We start from the raw sequence: 20,801 nt of genomic DNA on the forward strand, positions 1-20,801 counted from the left end.
GACCATTCGAATTTGGGCCGCTTCTGGGCCTTATATGGGAGACGCGTCCATCGGCTCGTCAGGTCTGCGCCTTCGCGTTCACCCAGGCTTACGAGGCAAGGCCTCCGCGCGCCGCTGAGCGTCCGTCAAAGCAGCTTTCGGTGCCTTCAGGCCAAGAAGCATGTCGTGCATCTCCTCTCCGGCGATCCGAATGATGGCCGAGATGCCCGGTATGGGAGGGCGCGGCCACATCCGCAGCGTGCGCTCGCGTGCCATGCGATCTACCACGCCGATCACATCAGAAACCGCTGAGACGTCCGGGTCGCTGTTGACGCTGAAGCGCGGGCTGGCGAGGCTGCCGTTGAGAATATAGAGCTTGGCGGCGCTTGCCGAGGTGAGCGTCGAGAGCGCCGTCCAGGCAGCCTCGATGCGATCAGGCGCGATATTGGCCGGGATCGCCAAGGCATAGCCACCGAGCGGAGCGACCGGGCTGCCTTTGCGGCCGGTCGGGTGAGGAAGATAACCGGTCTGGTCATATGCCGGCGAGGCAGGCTTCCGCGCGAAAAGATGCGCGAGCAAGGTGTGGGAGTAGGCTAAGGCCGTGCGGCCGGAGGCAAAGGCGCGAGCCCGGTCGTACCAGACCATGGACAGGATCTCCGGCGGCGAAAGCGACAGGAGTTCGCGCAACACCTCTGCCGTTTCCCGTGCCGCATCAGACAGGAAGGCCGGGCGCAACGCCGCATCCTGGGCGCGTTCGATGTCGAACTCGCCATCGCGGTCCCGCGGCAGGGCCACGACGGGCTCGCCATGGGCAGCCATGAGGGTCATGAACGTATGCCCAAGCGCCGTGCCGCGCCCCCCGTTCCACGCAATGCCGCTGATTCCACGCTCCGGCCGGTGCAGGATCCGGGCGGCTTCGAGGAGCGCGGGAATGGTTCGGGGCGGCTCGATGCCGGCATCGGTGAGAAGGTCGCGCCGATAGACCAGCATCTCGGCGGTTGCTAGGACCGGTATGCCGTACTGGCGACCGCGCCACCTCGCGCTCGCAACGGCATCCGGCACGAAGTCGCCAAGTTCATGCCCCGTCGCGAGGAGCAGGTCATCGAGCGGGCGCAACAGGCCGGCCGAACCCATCTCGCCGAACCAGGGCATATCGCATGCCACGATATCGTAGGCAGAGACCCGTTGCGCACCGTTCTCAACGATCTCGCGCTGGAGGCGATCAATCGACAGGGCGCGCGCATGGATTTCCACGCCGAGAATCACCTCGAACTGACGCTTGAGAGCGTTCATCGCCATGAACGTCGGGTCGGCATGAACGAGGAGCCGCAGACCCTTCGGCAGCGCGAGTTTAGTCTTCAGAACGGCTGGCGGAGAAATAACACCTCGAGCGGACTGCCCTGGTGATCTAGGGCGAGCATCGGGTTTCGACCGCGAGTCCGCAGTCAAGTCCGTCGCAGAATCGCGCAAAGCCTTGGCAAAGACCTGCCAGCGTCGCAGCAGTTCGCTGGACGGATGGAGGGACACGGACTTTCCCGTCGCCGTGCGCGCCCGCCGGACAATCAGGCCAGCACGCGCCAGTTCGTCGATCGTGCGTATAGCGCTGCCATGGCTCAGCCCCGACGCATGGGCCAGCGATGTCGGCGTGGTGAGGCGGCCGGACACGTAGTTGCGCATGAGCTCGACGGCAATTCCTAGACCTCGTCCGTCCAGCTCCGGCAAAAGTCGATCGCGGCGTGCAGCCTCTACGGCCTCGACGAAGTGTGCGACCTGCCTGACATCGATGTGAGACTGCGGGTCGATCCGCGCCCGATCCGCCGCCTCGTAGGGTCCTTCGGGAGCGTCTGCAGAAACCGGATTGGTACGACGGCTAACCACGACACCCTTACGACAGACTTCAAAAGGCAAGTCGCCAAGGGTCGCCTGGCAAATTTCAAAAGCCGATTATGCGCGATCTCGGCGGATCGAGAACCAGCAGTGCGCACGCATCTTACCGCGTTTGACCCGTTCCCTCGAGAAATTTGATATCACCCTAGGTGTTTGATCCCAGGGTTTGATGGTGTGATCCTCTCCATGGAATGGAAGGATGCCCTATGGGACAGGTTCGTCACGGCAGCGCCACGACCACGCACGCCATCCGAGCAGCAATACAGCGATCGGAAGCTTCGCTCGCGACGCTGAGCCGGGAGTCCGGCATCAACCCAAAGACGGTGGCCAAGTGGCGTAAGCGTCAGACCCTGGAGGTTATGAAGACCGGGCCTAATGAGCCACGATCAACGACCTTGAGTGAGGCCGAGGAGGCGATGGTTGTCGCGTTTCGCCGGCACACGCTGCTGCCCTTGGATGACTGCCTCTACGCCTTGCAGCCGACGATCCCGCATCTGACCCGGTCAGCGCTGCACCGGTGCCTCCATCGACACGGCGTATCCAGATTGCCAGACGTCGACGGCGATAAGCCTAAGCGGCAGCGCTTCAAGCGCTATCCCGTAGGCTTCTTTCACATCGATATCGCTAAGGTGCAGACCGGTGAAGGCAAGCTCTACCTGTTCGTTGCGATCGACCGCACCAGTAAGTTCGCGGTCACCCAGCTCGTCGACAAGGCGGACAGGCGGACGGCTTGGGCGTTCCTCGCGCGCTTGCTGCAGGTCGCGCCGTATCGAAGCCACACGATCCTGACCGACAACGGCATCCAGTTCGCCGAGCAGCCGCGGAACCGCAATACGGCCTGGTCCCGGCAGATGCGCTTCGACATGATCTGCGAGGCCAACGGTATCGAGCATCGGCTGACCAAGCCGAACCACCCCTGGACGAACGGTCAGGTCGAACGGATGAACCGCACGATCAAGGAAGCCACCGTCAAACGCTTCCACTCCAAGAGCCCCGATCAGCTTCGCACGCACCTCGCCAACTTCATGGCGGCCTACAACTTTGGCCGCCGACTGAAGACGCTCGGCGGTCTCACACCCCAAGACTAGATCGCCCGGATCTGGACCTCAGAGCCCAACCGGTTCATCGTCAATCCGGTCCACCAGATGCCGGGACTGAACACCTAGCTCCTCTTGGAATTATACGACGGGCTTCGCGGGCAACGATCGAAGTTTCCATCGGCTCGTCATATGGCGGCGCGGACGCCATCGGCGTAGATATGTGCATGCTGGGAGGGCATGACGACACGCAGCGCATCGGCTGGGATAGTGTGCTCGCGCGGCAGTTTGGCCTTGAGCCGGGCGCCGTCGGCTAGTTCCAGTTCCACGACGCGCACATTGCCCTGGTCCTGCACGCCAATCACTTGGGCGGGCAGGCCCGTATCCGTCGCGCTGAGTCGAATATGCTCTGGGCGGATTCCGACCGTCAGGGTGCCGCCGACGATTGTCGGCGCGTCGTTCCGGATGATCTCCCCGCCGACGCGGATCTCCCCACCGGACTGCGTGGCGGGCACGAAGTTCATTCCGGGCGAGCCAATGAAGGTGCCGACATAGGCGTTGAGGGGGCGCTCGAAGAGGTCCTTGGGCGTGCCGCGTTGGATCACCCGTCCCGCCTGCATGACGAGGATCTCGTCGGCGAAGGTCATCGCCTCGTTCTGGTCGTGCGTGACGTAGATGACGGTGTGGCGGGTGCGCTCGTTGGCCTGCTTGATGCGGCGGCGCAGATCGAACTTCATCTGCGGGTCGATGACGGTGAGCGGCTCGTCCATAAGCAGCGCTGCCACGTCGTCGCGCACGAGGCCGCGGCCGAGCGAGATGAGTTGCTTCTCGTCGGCCGTCAGCGACCGAGCGGAGCGCCCGAGGCGGGCGGTCAGGCCGAGAAGTTCGGCGACCTCCGACACCCGCCGCTCGATGCGCGCCTTGTCCCAGTTCCGACATTTCAGGGGAAAGGCGAGGTTCCCGAACACCGTCTTGGAACGGTAGACCACGGGAAATTGGAAGACCTGCGCGATGTTGCGGTCGGCGATCGGGGCGCGCGTAACGTCTTGCTCGCCGAGGCGCACGCGCCCATCGGAGGGAAACAGCAGCCCCGAGACGATGTTGAGCATTGTCGTCTTGCCGCAGCCCGACGGCCCGAGCAGGGCGTAGGTCTTGCCGTCCTCGAAGAGGATGTCGGCGGGTTGGAGCGCGTGAGATCGGCCACCGTCGTAGGAATGGCCGACGCCGTCGAGATGGATGCGGGCCATCAGTGTCCTCCCTGCGAAGTCGCGCGCGGCGCGGCCATGAGCTGTCCGTCGCCGTGTCCGGCGAAGCAGAACAGGCGGTCGGGCGGGATGCGGAACGTCATGCTAGAGCCGTTGTGGACGACATGGACGCCCTCCCGCTGGATCGCGATGGGGCCGAAGGGCGCGTCGAGATAGATGAAGCTCTCGGAGCCCGAGATCTCCGAATAGGTGACGAGGCCGGTCGCCTCGCCCCGGCCGGCCTCGATCTCGATCTCGCCGGCGCGGATACCGAACCGGTAGCGTCCGGGCGGCAGGTTCGCGAAATGAGCTGGCGGTGGAAGGCGCACCGCGCCCAGATTCAAAGCCTCGGTCGCCAGTTCGCCCTCGATCACGTTCATCGGCGGATCGTTGACGATGCCGGCGACGAGCGCCGAGGCGGGACGGTCGAAGACGTCGGCCGGCGTTCCCGTCTGAAGCACGCGTCCCTCGTGCAGCACGACGACGTGGTCACCGAGCATCATGGCCTCGGCGGGCTCGGTCGTGTTGTAGACCGCGATCGTGTCGGTCTGGGCACCGAGGATGCGCCGGAACTCGTCGCGCAGCTGCTCGCGCAGCTGGTAGTCGAGATTCACCAGCGGCTCGTCGAGGAGAAGGATCGGCGCGTGGCGCACGAGCGCGCGCGCCAGCGCCACGCGCTGCTGCTGCCCGCCAGAGAGCGCCGAGGGGCGCCGGTCGCCGAAGGCGCCGAGGCCCACGGTCTCCAGCTGCGCCTGGACGCGGGCCCGCACCTCGGCATCGCCCACGCCCCGGCGCCGAAGCGGGAAGGCGACGTTTTCGAAGACCGTGAGATGAGGGTAGTTGATGAATTGCTGGTAGACCATCGCGACGTCGCGCTGCCAGGCGGGCACCGTCTCGAAGGCGCGCCCGTCGAGCCGGATGTGGCCGGAGTCCACACCCTGGAGCCCGGCGAGCGCCCGCATCAGCGTAGTCTTGCCGGCCGAGGTACGGCCGATCACCGTGGTGAGGCGCCCGCGCGAAAACTCGGCCGTGATGCCGTCCAGGAAGGGCACGCCGCCCTCCCGGAGGCGAAGGTCGTCGAGAACGAGACTCATGGGTGGAACCTCCTATCGGATCGCGCCGGCCAGCGTGCCGCGCGAGAGAAGCCGTTCGACGAAGAAGGCGATCAGGATGAGGGGGGCAACGGAGACGAGGGCCGAAGCCGACAGGCTCCACCAGGGCGTCACGGATGAGTTCAGCGCGACTACCGCGACGGGCAGGAGCTGCGTGTCGGTGAAGGTTAGGGTGAAGGCGAAGAAGAAGTCGTTCCAGCCGAAGATCAGGCAGAACATGCCGGCGACGAGAATGCCGGGCAGCGAGTTCGGCAGGACGACGCACCGGAAGGCCTCGAAGGGCGAGCAGCCGTCGAGCATGGCCATCTCGTCGATGGCGCGCGGCACGCCGTCAAAGAAATCGACCATGATCCAGACCGCGATGGGCAGGAGGAGCGCGATGTAGACGAGGATCAGCCCGATCTTCGAGTCCAGGAGGTTCAGGAACTGCAGGAGCAGGAAGAACGGGATCGACAGGACGATCGGCGGCATGATCCGCTGGGAGATGAAGAAGAACACGAGGTCGGCGTTCTTCACGAAGCCAGCCTTGTAGGTGAAGCGCGACAGGCCGTAGGCGGCAAGCGTGCCGAGCACCAGCGAGATGGCGGTGGCGCTTAGCGTGACGATGAGGCTGTCGAGATAGGGTTTGGCGATGTCGATGCCGCCCGCCCCGCCGAACAGCGAGCGCCAGCCAGCGAGCGAAGGCTCGTACTGGAGGTAGGGGATGTAGGTCGGCCCGCCCGTCACGGCGTTGGCGGTCTTGAACGAAGTCGTCAGCGCCCAGAGGAGCGGCGTGACGACAAAGGCGCCCCAGAGGACGACGAGGACATACTTGAGCGCCTTCATGCCGTCTTTCCTCCGACGAACACACGAACCAGAAGCTTGGCGACGATCGTGAGCAGGACGATCATGATGACGAGGTAGGTGATCGAGAGCGCCGCCGCGTAGCCGATCTGGAAGTCGCGAAGGCCCCGGATGTAGATGTAGTAGCCGGTGGTCTCGGTCGCCGTGCCGGGCCCGCCCGAGGTGAGGACGTAGACCGTCTCCATCAGCTTTGACGCCTCGATGAGGCGGATGATGATCGCTCCGATCGAGACGGGCGCAAGCAGCGGGAATGTGACGTTGAAGAAGGTGCGGATCGGCCCCGCGCCGTCGATGGCCGCGGCCAGGAACGGCTCGCGCGGCAGCGAGATCAGGCCCGCGAGTAGCAGCAGGAACATGAAGGGCGTCCACTGCCAGATTTCGACCAGCATCACGGAGGCAACAGCCCATTCCGCCGAGGTCAGCCAGGGATACGGCCCGAGGCCGATGAAGCCGAGGAGGTCGTTGGCGGGCCCCAGCGACTCATGGAAGATCGTGCGCCAGATCACCGACATGACGACCGGCGTCGTCATCATCGGGATCAGGAACAGGACGCGCCACAGCCGGCGGAAGCGGATGTCGCGCCAGACGAGGAGCGCCAGCGCGAAGCCCAGCACGTACTGGATCAGCACCGTGCCCACCGCCATCAGGGACAGACGGCCGAGCGACTGCCAGAACCGGACGTCGTTGAAGACGCCGGCATAGTTGCGCACGCCCGCCCAGTCGAGGCCCGGCACGATCGCATCCCAGCCCGACAGCGAGACGCGGATGGTGAAGAGCAGCGGGAACAGGATGATGGCGAGAAGGACCAGGAGGCCGGGCAGGAGGAAGGCGAGCTTGTAGGGACGGAATTCGCGCTGCTGCATGACGACAGGGCTCCGATGCGCGGCGAGGGAGGCCGGGGCCGGCAGCAGCCGGTCCCGGCAGGGCTCAAAGCGTCGCGGTCGTCAGCGGCCGCGATCTTCCAGCGCCACCACGTTGGCATAGGCCTCGCGGACGCGGTCGGGACCGATCCGGTCGACGATCTCCTTCCACTGCGCGGCGACCCCGTCGAGCGCCTCCTGGGGACTGCGCTGGCCAGCCATGGCTTCGGCGACGCCGTTGGCGAGCGTCGACATGAACTGGTTCACGCCGGGCACGCGCAGATCGAAGACGCGGTTGTTGGACTGATCCATGCCTGACAGGGTGTCGACATAGGTCTTGGCCGTATTGGCCTCCCAGCCGAGCTTCTCCTGCCAGAAGGTCGGATCGAAGTGGGTGGTGCGATACGGATTGACGCCGAAGCGGCCGATCTGCAGATCGAGCTGCGTGTTGGCCTCGTTGGAGAAGAAGCACAGGAAGTCGAAGGCCATGTCTTGGTTCTTAGAGGCTTTGGAAACGGCCGACGTCCAGCCCCAGGTGATGTAGGGCGGGGCGTTCGGGGTCTCGAACGTGTCCCAGGCGTTGGTGTCGCGGTTCCAGACCTGCGTGGAGCCCGGCAGCGGCGCGGCCGCCACCTTGTTGCGGATCGGGCTCGACGCCTCCTGCGCCTGGATGAAGGCGTCGTCCCAGGAATAGCTCATCAGCGACTGGCCGCCGCCGAACGAGAAGATCTCGTCGCCAAGGCCGAAATTGGTGCCGCCCGGCGGGAAGGCCTTCTGCGCGTCGATGAACATCTCCAGCGCTTTCACGAAGCCCGGATTGTTGATCTGCGGCTCCATCGTGTCGAGCTTGAAGAAGTAGCCGCCCTTCACGTTGGGGTTCTTGGTATAGGCGGCGGCGCGGCTGATGAAGGCCGAGAACATCAGATCGTCGCGCTTGGTCACCTCAGCCGAGCCGAACTGCCCGCGCCCGTCCTTGCCCCAGTCCCAGCCGGTGAAGAACTTGGCGACCGCGTTGTACTCCTCCCAGGTGCGCGGCACTCGCAGGTCTTGGCCCGTCTCGGCCTTGAAGCGCTGCTGGTATTCCGGGTTATCGAAGATGTCGGCGCGGTACTTGAGGTAGTGCCGGTCGCCGTCGACCGGATACTGGATCATCTGGTCGCCCCAGGTGGCGACGTCGCGGTAGTTCTGCGTGACCTCCTTCATCCCCGGCACCTCCTGATAGGCGGCCGGCACGGGCTGGAGGTAACTCTGGACGTCGCCGATCCAGAGCGAGGGGTAGAACATCACGTCGTAGGCGGCCTGGCGCGTCTGGAACGGGATCATCAGGCGCTGGTAGAGATCGCCGAACGGAATGTGCACGACATCGACCTGCGCGCCGGTGAGCGCCTGGAACTGCTTGGCGTGGAGGTCCGTCGGCTCGCCGATCACCGGCACCGCGTGTGTGATGACGCGCAGCGTCTTGCCGGAATAGTCCTTGGCGTCGATCGCCTCGTAGGAGCAGGCGCCCGGAACGTCCGGAGCCGAGCCGTACTGCGCATAGTCCCCGTAGGCCTTGTAGTCGATGTCGGCGGCGAACGACGGCGCCGCGGTGGCGAGCGCGCAGGCCGAGGTCATCCAGAATGCATGCCGTTTCATGTGGGTCTCCTCCCGAGGATCGTCGCGCCCCTCCGGCGCAGGGTGGTCAGATAGAAAGACGCGGGGAACTCCCGTCCCGCGACTTTCGGGCATCAGGGGATCAGGACGGCACGGCCGTGGATTTTCCCCGCATTGAGGTCCTGCAGTGCCTGGTTGGCGTCGGCGAGCCGATATTCCACGGTCGCGAGATTCACGAGCCCGCGGTCGGCGAGCGCCATGAGTTCCACGAGCTCCGCCCAGGTCCCTACGAGATTGCCGATGATGCTCTTCTCGGCGATCACCAAGTCGACTGTGGGCACCACGATGTCCTCGCCGTAGCCGACGACATAATAGGAGCCTGCGCCGCGCGTCATCGCGAGGCCCTTTCTTGTGGTGCCCTTCTCGCCGACGAAGTCGATCACGGCTTCCGCGCCGTTGCCGCCCGTCAGCTGCAGCACGGCCTCGACCTCGTTGCCGTCGGCCTTCACGAGATGGTCGGCGCCCATCTTACGGGCGAGTTCCAACGAGGCGTCGGACTTGTCGACCACGACGACATCGGCCGCGCACATCGCCTTGAGGCACTGGATGCCGATATGGCCGAGGCCGCCCGCGCCGATCACGACGCAGGTCTCGCCAGGCAGGAGGTGGCGCGTCGCCTTCTTCACTGCGCGGTAGGCCGTGAGGCCCGCGTCGGAATAGGGCGCGACATCTTTTGGAGCGAGCGTCTTCGGAAGTGGCACGATGTTGCGGTCGGACGTGCAAAGGAACTCGGCATAGCCTCCGTCGCAGTCCAGGCCCGGGAACTTGCCGGGTGCGTGCATGTCCATGCCGCGTCGACAGGCGAGGCACGTGCCGCCCGAGATCTTCGGATGGACGATTACGGGATCGCCCACCTTCACGTTCTCGACCTCCTTGCCGACCGCCTCCACCCAGCCGGCGTTCTCGTGGCCCATGATGAAGGGCAGGAGCTGATCGGCGTTCGGATCCATGTGCGGACGCCAGACGCCCTCGATGATGTGCAGGTCGGTGCGGCATACGCCCGCCCCGCCGATGCGCACGATCACGTCGTTGGCCTTGGTGATGGTGGGGTCGGGAACGTCCTCGTAGCTCAGCCAGTTCGACGCCGTCAGATGATCGTCGTATGTCTTCAGGACCTGCGCTTTCATGCCTTCTCCTCCCGTCGCGGACACCCGCTGGACCGGTGCCTGACGACCCTCCTGCAACCGCCGTGCCAGTTCATTAACCTCCTGTGAAAGCAGGGCTTTGAGGCGTTTCCCCTCTGGAGGCCTAACGTCCAGTCGCTGGACGGCTCCCGCATCGATGTGTCCAGTTTCTGGTCATTGCAGCCTGTCGCGCGCGATGTAGTCTGGTCATGGCCAATGTTGCGGGAGGGAGGAGCCATGCAGCATCTGTTGTCGGGAATTGACCGTGCTCGGCTCGCCCTCGAGGCAGGTCAGCGCGTGCCGTCGGGAGCCCTATCGTCCAGCGTTTCATCGAGCTGGCAGCGATGCCGCGAAACAGGGCTTGATCCACGCTCTCGTCCACGCGGCGAAATCATTCCCTTCGTCGAGGTTGGGCATCGGCGCGAGGCGCTAGCGACGTTACGGCGTCTGGCGCTTGCCGAGATGCAACTTCTTCATTCGCAAATCGCCGGCTCGAACTTCGTGATTGCGCTGGGCGATGGCGAAGGCGTGGTGCTCGATACGATCAGCGACCACCAGTTCGCCGAGAGCGAGGCTGGGCGCTCCATTGTGCCCGGAAGCGTCTGGCGCGAGCGCGAGCGGGGCACCAACGCTTTAGGCCTCGCCGTGATGGAGCGCCAGCCCGTCGCGGTCTACGGGCGCGAGCACTACTTCGCCTGCCACGGGCATCTGTCCTGCATGGCGGCCCCCATCCTCGACGCGGAAGGCAATGTGCTTGGACTTCTTGATGCATCCTGCACCAACGAGGCGCGCCAGCAGCACACGCATGCCCTGGTTCGGATGGCCGCTTCGCAGATCGAGAACGGGCTCATCTATCAGCAGCGCTCGGAAAGCTTCATCTTCGCCTTCCATCCGCGCGTCGAATATCTCGACACGCTCTCGGCCGGCTTGATCGCGTTGTCTCGGGAGGGCGCCGTCCATTCGCTGAACCGGCCCGGTACGGCCCTTCTCGCCGGACTGCCGGTCGATCAGGGCATCCATTTCGACGACCTTTTCGAGGCCGGTTTCGGCAGCGCGATGGACGGGCTGCTCAACGGCGGGGTCGTTAGGATCCGCGACCGTGCCGGCAGTAGCGTGTTCATGGTCTGCCGCCAGATTGGACGCGCGGGGCTTGGCCGGATCGAGGCGCCGCAGAAGACCGCTGCCAATGTCACCGTTGTGGAGCGCAAGAGCCATCCGGATTTCGTGTGCGACGATCCCGAGCTTCGCGCTGCTCTGGAGGAGGTCGCCGATGCCACCTCGCTCCGGCTCCCCGTTCTCGTCACCGGCGAAACGGGAACGGGCAAGGACCGCATGGCCCGTCATGTGCATGCCGCCTCTGGACGGTCGGGCGAGTTCGTCGCCGTGAACTGCGGTGCTCTGCCGGAAAGCCTCTTCATCGCCGAACTCTTCGGCCACGAGCGCGGAGCCTTCACCGGCGCACGCGGCGAAGGCGCGCCGGGCCTCGCGCGCCAGGCACACAAGGGGACGCTGTTCCTCGACGAGGTGGCCGATATTCCGCTGGCCGCCCAGACCGCGCTCCTGCGCTTTCTCGACACGCAGGAGGTGCGGCCGGTCGGCGGACAGAAGAGCACCAAGCTCGACATCCAGATCGTCTCGGCGACGAACCGGGATCTGGAGGAGATGGTCGCGCAACGCCTGTTCCGGAGCGATCTTCTCTACCGCTTGAACACGTTCACCATCCGTCTTCCCTCGCTCTGCGCCCGCGCCGACTTCCCCCAAATCGTGCGGCATGTGGTAGAGCGGCTGGCGCCTGGAACTGTCGTCACCGATGAGGCCGTTCGTCGGCTAGGCGCGCGCAGTTGGCCCGGCAACATGCGCGAGTTGGAAGCCGTGCTTCAGCGTGCGCTCCTGCGTCGCAAGATGCCGTTCCTCGATGAGACGGCCTTCGAACTCATGCGCGCTCCGGCCGTCGCCGACACCTGCGGAGCCTGCCGCGGGCATGCCGTGAACGAGCCCCGCTGCTCCAGCATCCGTCTCGCCTACCGCTCGGCCGACCAAAACATCGCCCTGACAGCACGGCGCCTCGGCCTGTCAAGGACGACGGTTTACAAGCACGTCCAGTAAGTCCGAGAGTTAAGCCCAAGCCGTGGCCGAAAAGGCATTCAGATGAAGGGCAGCTGCGACTATCGCCTCGTTCGGCGTCGGAACGAACCTCATAGTCACGACAATGCACGATGCTTATTCTATCCTCCGTCGATGATGCAGGAGCAGCGGAACGGCAGCTTTGCCAAGTTTCAATCATAAAACTTCCGTTCCGCTTTCCACCCATCTTACCTATATCGAGACCGGCGACTTCGGGCTGGAAGCGGACCGGCAGCTCTGCGATTGGTCTTTTAGAAAGCCGACATTAGGCAAAAGCTGTCTATCGGCTCCTGCACGCTGTCTTGTGGCCAACGAAGCGACTTGACGGGTGATCGGCAATGCCATTTCGCTGAAATTGCCGTATGATCAGCGGATGTCGAGCGCTTTAAGAATTGCTCAGGGGAAATTCGGCCGCGTCGCCCTGTTGGACATGGATCGTCCGCTTGTGCGGCATGCTCATCCTCATTGCCATGTTCTTTTGAAGGTGGAGGGTGCGGATACGCAGTTCTCGGTGCGCGACGACCTCGTTCCTCTCACCGACGACAGCGCCGTCCTCGTCAATGCATGGGAACCACATGCCTATGCGCACGACGCTCGTCGCCCGCCGACGATTATCCTCGCGCTTTATATCGAGCCCAGGTGGCTCGCCGAATTTAGACCCAACTGGACCGCAAGCGGACGCCCCGGCTTCTTCGCGCGAGCCGCAGGCGCCATCAACCCGCGCATCCGCGTCCTCGCCGACGATATGGCGCGCGCGATGGTCGCGGAGCCGGGAAACCGAAGCCTGCACGAGACATTGTTATCGGCACTGATGGTGTCGGTCATCGAGCGATTCACTCCCTGGCGCGAGACGGCCGTCTCGCTCCGGGATCTGGCAAGGGGGCCGAGCATTGACCGGAGGATCCGTTTGGTCGCGGCCCAGATCAAGTCAGACCCGGGCGCGGTCCGGCAGATCGACGATTTGATCTCCGGCTCGGGCGTGTCACGGGCGCAGTTCTTTCGGTTGTTCGAGACGTCCTTCGGCGTTTCACCGCGCATCTATCTGAACGCCGCCCGATTGGAGCGAGCCGTACAGGCCGTTTCCGACAGCGAGGCGAACCTCTCCGCGATCTCGGAGAGTCTTGGCTTTTCCGTTCCTGCGCATTTCTCCCGCTTCTTTCACGACCATGCTGGTTCGTCGCCCTCGGGTTTCCGCGCCGTGACGCGAATGCCCGCTTAATTGTGAGACTCCTCGGTAAGCCGTGAGACCGGACGGGATCGTGCGTCTAGAAGGTTCTCCCTAGGCTCCTGTCCATGGCGCTCCCGACGGGTCGGCGCCTTGGGAGGATTCACATATGACCGCCATTCCGCCAACGGGCGGCTGGACGGGGCGTTCTGTGCCGCGCGTCGAGGACGCGGCGCTGTTGACGGGCCGCGGCCGCTACATGGACGATCTGCCGATCACGCCGGGAACGCTGCACGCCGCGATCCTTCGTTCGCCTCATGCCCATGCCAAGATCCTGAGCATCGATGCCTCCAAGGCGCTTGCTCTGCCCGGCGTTGCCGTTGTCCTGACGTCCGACGAAGTCCGACGCCTGTCGCGCGCGATGACCGTTGGCGTGAAGGCCGATGTCGAGGCCTGGCCGATTGCCGTGGACCGGGTACGCTACGTCGGCGAGCCGGTCGCCGTGATCGTCGCCGCTGATCGCTACATCGCCGAAGACGCCGCCGATCTCGTGGAGGTCGAGTACGAGGTCCTGGCCGCGGTCGTCGATCCCGGTGCGGCGGCCGAGCCGGACTCGCCAAGGCTTCATCCCTCCTTGAGCGGCAACGTCATCAACGAGCGCCTGTTTCGTTACGGCGACCCGGACGCGGCCTTCGAGAGTGCTGCCAATCGCGTGGCGGTCACCGTCCGCTATCCCCGCAATTCGGGCACGCCGATCGAGACCTATGGCGTCGTCGCGTCCTACGATCCGGGCGAGGATGCCTACGACGTTACGGCCAACTTCCAAGGTCCCTTCTCCATCCACGCCGTGATCGCGCGCGCCCTGAACGTGCCGGGCAACCGGATGCGCCTGCGCACGCCGCAAGACTCGGGCGGTTCGTTCGGCATCAAGCAGGGGGTGTTGCCCTATGTGATCCTCATTGCGCTCGCCGCTCGTTTGGCCGACCGGCCGGTGAAGTGGATCGAGGATCGGCTCGAACACCTCTCGGCTTCCGTGTCCGCGACGAACCGGGTGACGACCCTGGAGGCCGCGGTCGAGGCGGACGGGCGGGTCGCGGCGCTGCGCTGGGACCAGCTTGAGGATTGCGGCGCCCACCTCAGGGCGCCCGAACCCGCCACCCTCTATCGCATGCACGGCAACATGACGGGCGCATACGCCATTCGCCATGTCGCAATCCGCAACCGGATCGTGCTCACCAACAAGACCCCGACCGGCCTCAACCGGGGCTTCGGCGGTCCGCAGATGTATTTCGCGCTCGAGCGCCTGATGCAGCGGATCGCGGTGGAGCTGGGGCTCGATCCGCTCGACGTCATCCGGCGCAATCTCGTGCCGGCGGGGTCCTTTCCCTATCGAACGGCGACCGGCGCGCTCCTCGACAGCGGCGACTACCAGGCGGCCATGACCCGCGCAATCGACCAAGGCGGACTGGCGGGCCTCATCGAGACCCGCCGGGCGGCGCGCGCCGAAGGCCGGCTTTATGGAATCGGCTATACGGCCGCCGTTGAGCCGAGCGTCTCCAACATGGGCTACATCACCGCCGTGCTGTCGCCGGCCGCGCGCCGTAAGGCCGGTCCGAAGAACGGCGCGCAGGCGACCGCGACGATCGCGATCGATCCGCTCGGCGCGGTGTCCGTCAAGGTCGCCTCCGTGCCACAGGGACAGGGGCACCGCACGGTGCTCGCGCAGGTCGTCGCCGATGTCCTGGGACTGGAGCCCGGTGCCATCCGCGTTCTTGCCGATGTGGATACGGCGCGCGACGCCTGGTCCATCGCGTCCGGCAACTATTCTAGCCGCTTCGCCCCCGCCGTCGCCGGCGCGACCAAGCTCGCGGCTGACCGGGTCGCGGAGAAGCTGAAGCGCGTCGCCGCCGGGCAGCTCAACGTCGCGGCCGACGAGGTGGACCTTGAGAACGGCCGCGCCCAAGCGCGCGGCAACTCCGCGAACTCCGTATCCTTCGCGCGCGTCGCCGCCGCCGCGCACTGGGCGCCGGGAACGCTGCCCGACGACGTCGACCAGACGATCCGCGAGACGGTCTTCTGGACGCCGGAGCAACTGATCGCGCCGGATGACGAGGACGCGGTGAACTCCTCGCTCTGTCACGGCTTCATCTTCGACTTTTGCGGCGTCGAGGTGGACCGGCTCACCGGCGCGGTGCGCATCGACAAGTACGTCACGATGCACGACTGCGGCCGGATCCTGCATCCCGGCATGGTGGCAGGTCAGGTGACGGGCGGCTTCGCCCACGCGGTCGGGGCGGCGCTGCTGGAGGAATATGCCTACGGTCCGGACGGCAGCTTCCTGTCAGGCACGTTGGCGGACTACCTCATTCCCACCGTGATGGAAGTGCCCGAGCCGGTCATCCTCCATTACGAGAGCCCGTCGCCCTTCACCCCGTTGGGGGCCAAGGGCGTCGGCGAGGGGAACTGCATGTCCACCCCCGTCTGCCTCGCCAACGCGGTAGCGGATGCCTGCGACTTCGAGGATGTGACGCTTCCGCTCGTTCCTGCGCGTGTCGCGGATCGTCTTGCCGCCAAGGAAAAGCCCTCTCGCGAGGCCCCGACAAGAACGGCCGCGCCCGCCAAGCCCGGCGAGCGCAAGCTGACGGGGGAAGGCTCGGCACTGGTCGCGGCACCACGGCAGGCCGTCTGGGACATGCTGCTTGACCCCAAGACACTAGAGGCGGTGATCCCCGGCGCGCATGGCGTGCGCAAGGTGTCGCCCACGCGCTTCCTCGCCGATGTCACGCTTGGCGTCGGCCCGGTGAAGGGGCGCTACCGCGCCGAGATTGAACTCTCGGACTTGGCGGAGCACGAGGCCGTGACCCTGTCGGGCGGGACGGACGGGGCGCTCGGCTTCGGCAGGGGCTCGGGACGGATCACGCTGACCGAGACCGCGGCGGACCGAACCGAAGTCCATTACGCCTACGAGGCGGTGATCGGCGGCAAGGTCGCGTCCGTCGGCGGCCGCCTGCTGGACGGCGCGGCTCGAGTCGTGATCGGTCAGTTCTTCAAGTCGCTCGCTGCTCATGCGGGGGGAGGAAACGGTGCGGGGCTGGGTGTCCTGGCACGGCTCCGTCGCCTGATCGGGAGGCGCGCATGAAGCCCGCACCATTCGACTTCGTTCGAGCCGCTACCTTGGCCGAGGCGCTGGATGCCTTGGCGCAGGCGGGCGAGGACGGGCGGGTTCTCGCTGGCGGCCAGAGTTTCGTTCCCATGCTGAACATGCGTCTGGCGCGGCCCAGCGTGCTCATCGACATCATGGGCGTTGCGGATTTGCGCGGTCTCGACGTCGCGAAAGGCGCGCTACGCATCGGTGCTGGCGTCAGGCAAGTCGAACTGGCGCGCTGGCCCGATCTAACCACCCGGCTCCCGCTACTGGCCGCCGCCGTTCCTTACATCGGGCATGTCCAGACCCGGTCGCGCGGAACGGTGTGCGGATCACTCGCCCATGCCGATCCGAGCGCCGAGCTTCCCCTCGCGCTGATCGCGCTGGAGGGTGATATCCACCTGCGCACGAAGAAGGCGCGCAGGACCATCGCCGCGCGGGACTTCTTTCTTGGAATGATGGCGACTGCCCTTCAGCCCGGCGAGATGATCGAGGCGGTGTCGTTTCCGCTACGGCGCGCGGGCCAGGGATTCGGCTTCCGAGAAGTGGCCCGGCGGCACGGCGACTACGCCGTGGTCGCTTGCGCGGCAGTGGCCGGACCGCAGGGCATTCGGCTGGCTGTGGGCGGGGTCGGCGACGTGCCGACGCTGCGGGAGCTTCCCGATCCCGCGAGCGGCGATCTCGACGAGGCCCTCAACGACTTCGCTTGGTCGCTCGACGCGCGCGAGGACCTCCATGCCACTCCGAGATACCGGCGCGAACTCGTGCGCCGCCTCGGCCGCGATGCCATCGAGGAGGCGCTGAGATGCCGAAGCTGACGAAAGCCGAACGCCATCCCGTCCGTTTCACCCTCAACGGACGCCCCGTCGAGACCTGGGCGGAGCCCCGCACCCTCTTGACGGACGTTCTACGCCACGGGCTCGGATCCACCGGCACCCATGTCGGCTGCGAGCACGGCGTCTGCGGTGCCTGCACAGTCGAGATCGACGGCGAGCCGGCCCGCGCGTGCCTGGTTTTGGCGGGTCAGGTCGACGGTCAGGCGGTCCGCACGGTCGAAGGGCTGGAGCCCGAGGCTGGACGCCTCTCAGTGCTCCAGGAGGCGTTTCGCCGGCATCACGGGCTGCAATGCGGGTTCTGCACGCCCGGCATTCTCATCACCCTCGATTGCCTGTTCCGCGCTCGACCGGACGCGGACGAGGCGGAGATCCGCGATCACCTGTCAGGGCATCTCTGCCGCTGCACCGGCTACGCGCCCATCATGCGGGCGGCGCTGGATGCCCGAGACAGACTCAACCAAGCACGACGGGAGGAAACGCATGCTTGATCTCGGGACCAGCTTTCTCGCGAGCGTCGAGCGCGATCCGGGCGCGCTGGCGATCGTCGACGGCACGACGCGACTGACCTATGCCGAGTGGCTGCCTCGCATCGTCGCGCTGGCGAAGGGCCTCACGGACTTGGGTCTCCGGCCGGGCGACCGCGTCCTGACCCTCCTGCAGAACCGCTGGGAGAACGCCACCCTGCACTGGGCCTGCCAGTTCGCGGGGTTGGTCGTCACGCCGCTCAACTGGCGCGCGAAGAGCGACGAGATCGACTACGCGCTGGAGGATTCCGAGGCACGCATTCTCGTCTACGAACCCGTGTCCTTCGATGCCGTCAGCGCCAGCACGCGGGCACAGGAGGCGATCCGGCTGCCGGTCGAGGACGGGAACGGCGGCATGAGCCTGGCCGGACTGATGGCGGGCGACGGAGCGACCTTCGAACCCCGCGCGTCGGCGCAGAACTGGTCGCTGATGCTCTATACGTCGGGCACCACGTCGCGGCCGAAGGGGGTGCCGCGCCGCCACCACGCCGAGCGCGCCGGCGCGCTCGCCCATGTCGCGCAGAACCTCTACCGGCACGGCGAGCGCACCCTCGGCGTCATGCCGCTCTACCACACGATGGGCGTGCGCTCGCTGCTCGCCACCTCGCTGATCGGCGGCACCTTCGTCTGCCTCCCGCGCTTCGACGTGGAAGGGGCGCTGCGCGCCATCGAGGAGAACGGGATCACCAATCTCTATCTGGTCCCCACTCTCTACCACGACATCGTCCACCATCCGTCCTTCTCGCCCGGCCGCGTGCGCAGCGTCACCAAGCTCGGCTTCGCCGGCGCCTCCATGACCGACGGCCTCATGCGGCGCCTTGGCGAAAGCTTCCAGCCCGAACTCTTCGTCAACCACTACGGCTCGTCCGAGGTCTACACGTTCACGATCGATCAGAAGGCGCCGGAAAAGCCCGGTTCGGCGGGCCGCGCGGGCATCAACCAGATGGTCCGTGTGGTGAAGCTCGGCGAGCGTGACGCCTCCCGACGCGCAGCCCCGCGAGAGGAGGGCGAGATCGCCGTGCTCCTGAAGGGGGACGAGAGCTTCGAAGGCTACTGGAAGCGCCCCGAGGCCGACGCCAAGGCGATCCGCGACGGTTGGTACTTCACGGGTGACACCGGCTTCCTCGACGAGGACGGCGACCTCTTCGTAACCGGGCGCACCGACGACATGATCATCACCGGTGGCGAGAACGTCTCGCCAGTCGAGATTGAAAGCTGCCTGTCGCTCCACCCCTGCGTCGACGAGGTGGCGGTGGTCGGCCTTCCCGATGAGCGCTGGGGCAAGGTCGTCACCGCCTTCGTGAAGCGTTCGGGCATGGTCGACGAGGCCGAGCTCGACGAGCACTGCAAGCGCTCGGGCCTCGCCAACTTCCGGCGGCCCCGCGCCTACGTCTTCGTGAACGCCATCCCCAAGAGCCCGGTCGGCAAGCTGCTGCGTCGCCTTCTGGTGGCCGGGGAATACGAGCTCGAAACCCCGGCCGCGACGCGCGCCGCCTCCTGACAACTCACCAAAAGGATCATCCCCATGAGCGAACCCTATCGCTTCGACCATCCCGAGCTCCGATCCCTCGACGGCTTCGCGGTCACGATCGACCCGGCCCACGAGCGGGCCGACATCGTGCTTGATCGTCCCCCTTACAACGTCGTATCGATGGCCGCGCGCGACCAGCTCCGTCTGGCATTCGAGGCGCTCGACGCCGATCCGCGCGTGCGGGTAATCGTCCTGTCGGGCGCCGGCGAGCATTTCTCCTCGGGCGGCGACATCAAGGGCTTCCTTGAGGCGAGCCCCGAGCACGTCTCCAAGCTCGCCTGGAACGTGGCGGCGCCGGCGCGCTGCGAGAAGCCCGTGATCGCGATGAACCGCGGCTACTGCTTCGGCGTCGGCTTCGAGCTGTCGCTCGCCTGCGACTTTCGTGTGGCGTCCGAAACGACGCTCTACGCCCTGCCCGAGCAGAAACTCGGCCAGATTCCGGGCTCGGGCGGATCGGCGCGCCTCCAGAAGATCGTCGGCGTCACGCGCACCAAGGACATCGTGATGCGCTCCAAGCGCATATCGGGGTCCCAGGCGCTCGAATGGGGCATTGCCACCGAATGTCACCCAGATGATGCGCTGGAGGCCGCCGTCGCGACGCTGGTCGAGGAATTGCGCACCTTCTCGCCGCTCGCCCAGCGCACCGCCAAGAAGCTCTTGAACGACAGCGACGACGCGCTCCTGACCACCGCGATCGAGCTGGAAGGGCTGAACTACTCGCGTCTGCGGATGTCGGAGGACTTCCGGGAAGGCGTCGAGGCTTTCCACGCCAAGCGAAAGCCGACCTTCAAGGGGGTCTGACACACCCCGGTCATCCGGGCTTTCGACCGGCGCATCATCATCGAAAACAATGGCTTGGCCCCCGGCGTCCCGCCGGGGTCGGGAGAGACATGCCCAAGCCACCGACGCCGGCACGCAAGACCGGCCCTTAAGCGGAGGAAACCATCATGACAGCGCTTGAACAGGCGGACCCATCCGCCATCCCGCCCCCCACGCGCCGGCAGACCGTCACGGCCGCCGCCGCGTCCCTGTTCGGATGGGGGCTCGACCTCTTCGACCTCTTCATCCTGCTCTACGTGGCCCCGGTGGTCGGGCGTTTGTTCTTCCCGTCCGAGCAGCCGATGCTGTCGCTGGCGGGCGCCTACGCGTCTTTCGCCGTCACGCTTCTTGTGCGCCCGCTCGGCTCGGCGATCTTCGGCTCCTATGCCGATCGCTTCGGCCGTAAGCGGGCCTTGATGGTGGCAGTCACGGGCGTCGGCCTCTCGACGGCGATCTTCGGGCTGCTGCCGACGGTGGGACAGATCGGCTGGCTCGCCACGGCGCTGTTCCTGTTCTTCCGCCTCGTGCAAGGCATCTTCGTCGGCGGCGTCGTGGCGTCCTCGCACACGATCGGCACGGAAACCGTCCCTGAGCGCTGGCGCGGCTTCATGTCCGGGGCGATCGGCGGCGGCGGCTCGGCCATCGGCGGCCTCCTCGCCTCGCTAGTCTTCTTCGTGGTCTCGCTCCTCTTTCCCGGCGACGCCTTCGCCGAGACCGGCTGGCGAGTGATGTTCTTCTCCGGCCTCCTGACCTCGGTGATCGGCCTCTTCATCTTCCGCAATCTCGAGGAATCGCCGCTTTTCAAGCAGCTTCAGGCGAAGAAGGCGCTGAAGAGCGCGACCGCGCCGAAGGATGCCTCGCCGGTCAGAACCCTGTTCTCCCGTCCGCAGCTCAATGGCTTCCTTCTAACCCTGCTTC

At 65.9% G+C, this 20,801-nt stretch carries 15 protein-coding genes and 1 pseudogene; 9 read left to right on the top strand and 7 right to left on the bottom strand.

Annotated elements, in window-relative coordinates; all coding sequences use genetic code 11:
• Positions 1-78: 78 nt before the first annotated feature.
• Positions 79-1,887: an extracellular solute-binding protein gene (locus QZ753_RS10630; RefSeq protein WP_294643542.1), complete on the bottom strand. Its 1,809-nt coding sequence runs from the start codon at positions 1,885-1,887 to the stop codon at positions 79-81.
• A gap of 185 nt (positions 1,888-2,072) precedes the next feature.
• Between QZ753_RS10630 and QZ753_RS10635 the strand changes: the two are divergent.
• Positions 2,073-3,032: pseudogene (locus QZ753_RS10635) on the top strand (IS481 family transposase).
• 59 nt (positions 3,033-3,091) lie between these two features.
• Here the strand turns inward: QZ753_RS10635 and QZ753_RS10640 are convergent.
• The 6 genes from QZ753_RS10640 to QZ753_RS10665 all read right to left on the bottom strand — a co-directional run bounded on the left by QZ753_RS10640 (position 3,092) and on the right by QZ753_RS10665 (position 9,742).
• Positions 3,092-4,150: an ABC transporter ATP-binding protein gene (locus tag QZ753_RS10640; protein ID WP_294643544.1), complete on the bottom strand. Its 1,059-nt coding sequence runs from the start codon at positions 4,148-4,150 to the stop codon at positions 3,092-3,094.
• On the bottom strand, positions 4,150-5,241 hold the full coding sequence (locus QZ753_RS10645; RefSeq protein ID WP_294643546.1) for an ABC transporter ATP-binding protein: 1,092 nt from the start codon (positions 5,239-5,241) through the stop codon (positions 4,150-4,152). Before QZ753_RS10645 ends, QZ753_RS10640 begins: the two co-directional genes overlap by 1 nt.
• Before the next feature lie 12 nt (positions 5,242-5,253).
• A complete protein-coding gene (locus QZ753_RS10650; RefSeq protein ID WP_294643549.1) occupies positions 5,254-6,084 on the bottom strand; it encodes a carbohydrate ABC transporter permease in 831 nt (276 codons plus the stop codon).
• A complete protein-coding gene (locus QZ753_RS10655; RefSeq protein ID WP_294643551.1) occupies positions 6,081-6,965 on the bottom strand; it encodes a carbohydrate ABC transporter permease in 885 nt (294 codons plus the stop codon). The genes QZ753_RS10650 and QZ753_RS10655 overlap by 4 nt, the downstream gene beginning before the upstream one ends.
• 81 nt (positions 6,966-7,046) lie before the next feature.
• Entirely contained in the window at positions 7,047-8,597 is a 1,551-nt protein-coding gene (locus tag QZ753_RS10660; RefSeq protein ID WP_294643553.1) for an extracellular solute-binding protein, read from the bottom strand.
• A gap of 92 nt (positions 8,598-8,689) precedes the next feature.
• Positions 8,690-9,742 (bottom strand): NAD(P)-dependent alcohol dehydrogenase, encoded by a 1,053-nt coding sequence (locus tag QZ753_RS10665; RefSeq protein ID WP_294643555.1) that lies wholly within the window; start codon positions 9,740-9,742, stop codon positions 8,690-8,692.
• A gap of 459 nt (positions 9,743-10,201) precedes the next feature.
• Between QZ753_RS10665 and QZ753_RS10670 the strand changes: the two genes are divergently transcribed.
• From QZ753_RS10670 to QZ753_RS10705, 8 genes are all read left to right on the top strand, one after another.
• On the top strand, positions 10,202-11,845 hold the full coding sequence (locus QZ753_RS10670) for a sigma 54-interacting transcriptional regulator (protein WP_294643558.1): 1,644 nt from the start codon (positions 10,202-10,204) through the stop codon (positions 11,843-11,845).
• A 391-nt stretch (positions 11,846-12,236) separates the two neighbouring features.
• Entirely contained in the window at positions 12,237-13,082 is an 846-nt protein-coding gene (locus tag QZ753_RS10675; protein ID WP_294643575.1) for an AraC family transcriptional regulator, read from the top strand.
• Positions 13,083-13,197: 115 nt separating this feature from the next.
• Entirely contained in the window at positions 13,198-16,167 is a 2,970-nt protein-coding gene (locus QZ753_RS10680) for a molybdopterin cofactor-binding domain-containing protein (RefSeq protein ID WP_294643560.1), read from the top strand.
• Entirely contained in the window at positions 16,164-16,991 is an 828-nt protein-coding gene (locus QZ753_RS10685) for an FAD binding domain-containing protein (protein ID WP_294643562.1), read from the top strand. Before QZ753_RS10680 ends, QZ753_RS10685 begins: the two co-directional genes overlap by 4 nt.
• On the top strand, positions 16,979-17,497 hold the full coding sequence (locus QZ753_RS10690) for a (2Fe-2S)-binding protein (RefSeq protein WP_294643564.1): 519 nt from the start codon (positions 16,979-16,981) through the stop codon (positions 17,495-17,497). The genes QZ753_RS10685 and QZ753_RS10690 overlap by 13 nt, the downstream gene beginning before the upstream one ends.
• On the top strand, positions 17,490-19,034 hold the full coding sequence (locus tag QZ753_RS10695; protein WP_294643566.1) for an AMP-binding protein: 1,545 nt from the start codon (positions 17,490-17,492) through the stop codon (positions 19,032-19,034). The genes QZ753_RS10690 and QZ753_RS10695 overlap by 8 nt, the downstream gene beginning before the upstream one ends.
• 24 nt (positions 19,035-19,058) lie before the next feature.
• Positions 19,059-19,865: an enoyl-CoA hydratase/isomerase family protein gene (locus QZ753_RS10700; protein ID WP_294643568.1), complete on the top strand. Its 807-nt coding sequence runs from the start codon at positions 19,059-19,061 to the stop codon at positions 19,863-19,865.
• A 146-nt stretch (positions 19,866-20,011) separates the two neighbouring features.
• Positions 20,012-20,801, top strand: a 790-nt coding sequence (locus QZ753_RS10705; RefSeq protein WP_294643570.1) for an MFS transporter, incomplete at its 3' end; no start/stop codon positions are given.

Source organism: uncultured Aureimonas sp. (assembly GCF_913775355.1).
Lineage (GTDB): Bacteria > Pseudomonadota > Alphaproteobacteria > Rhizobiales > Rhizobiaceae > Aureimonas.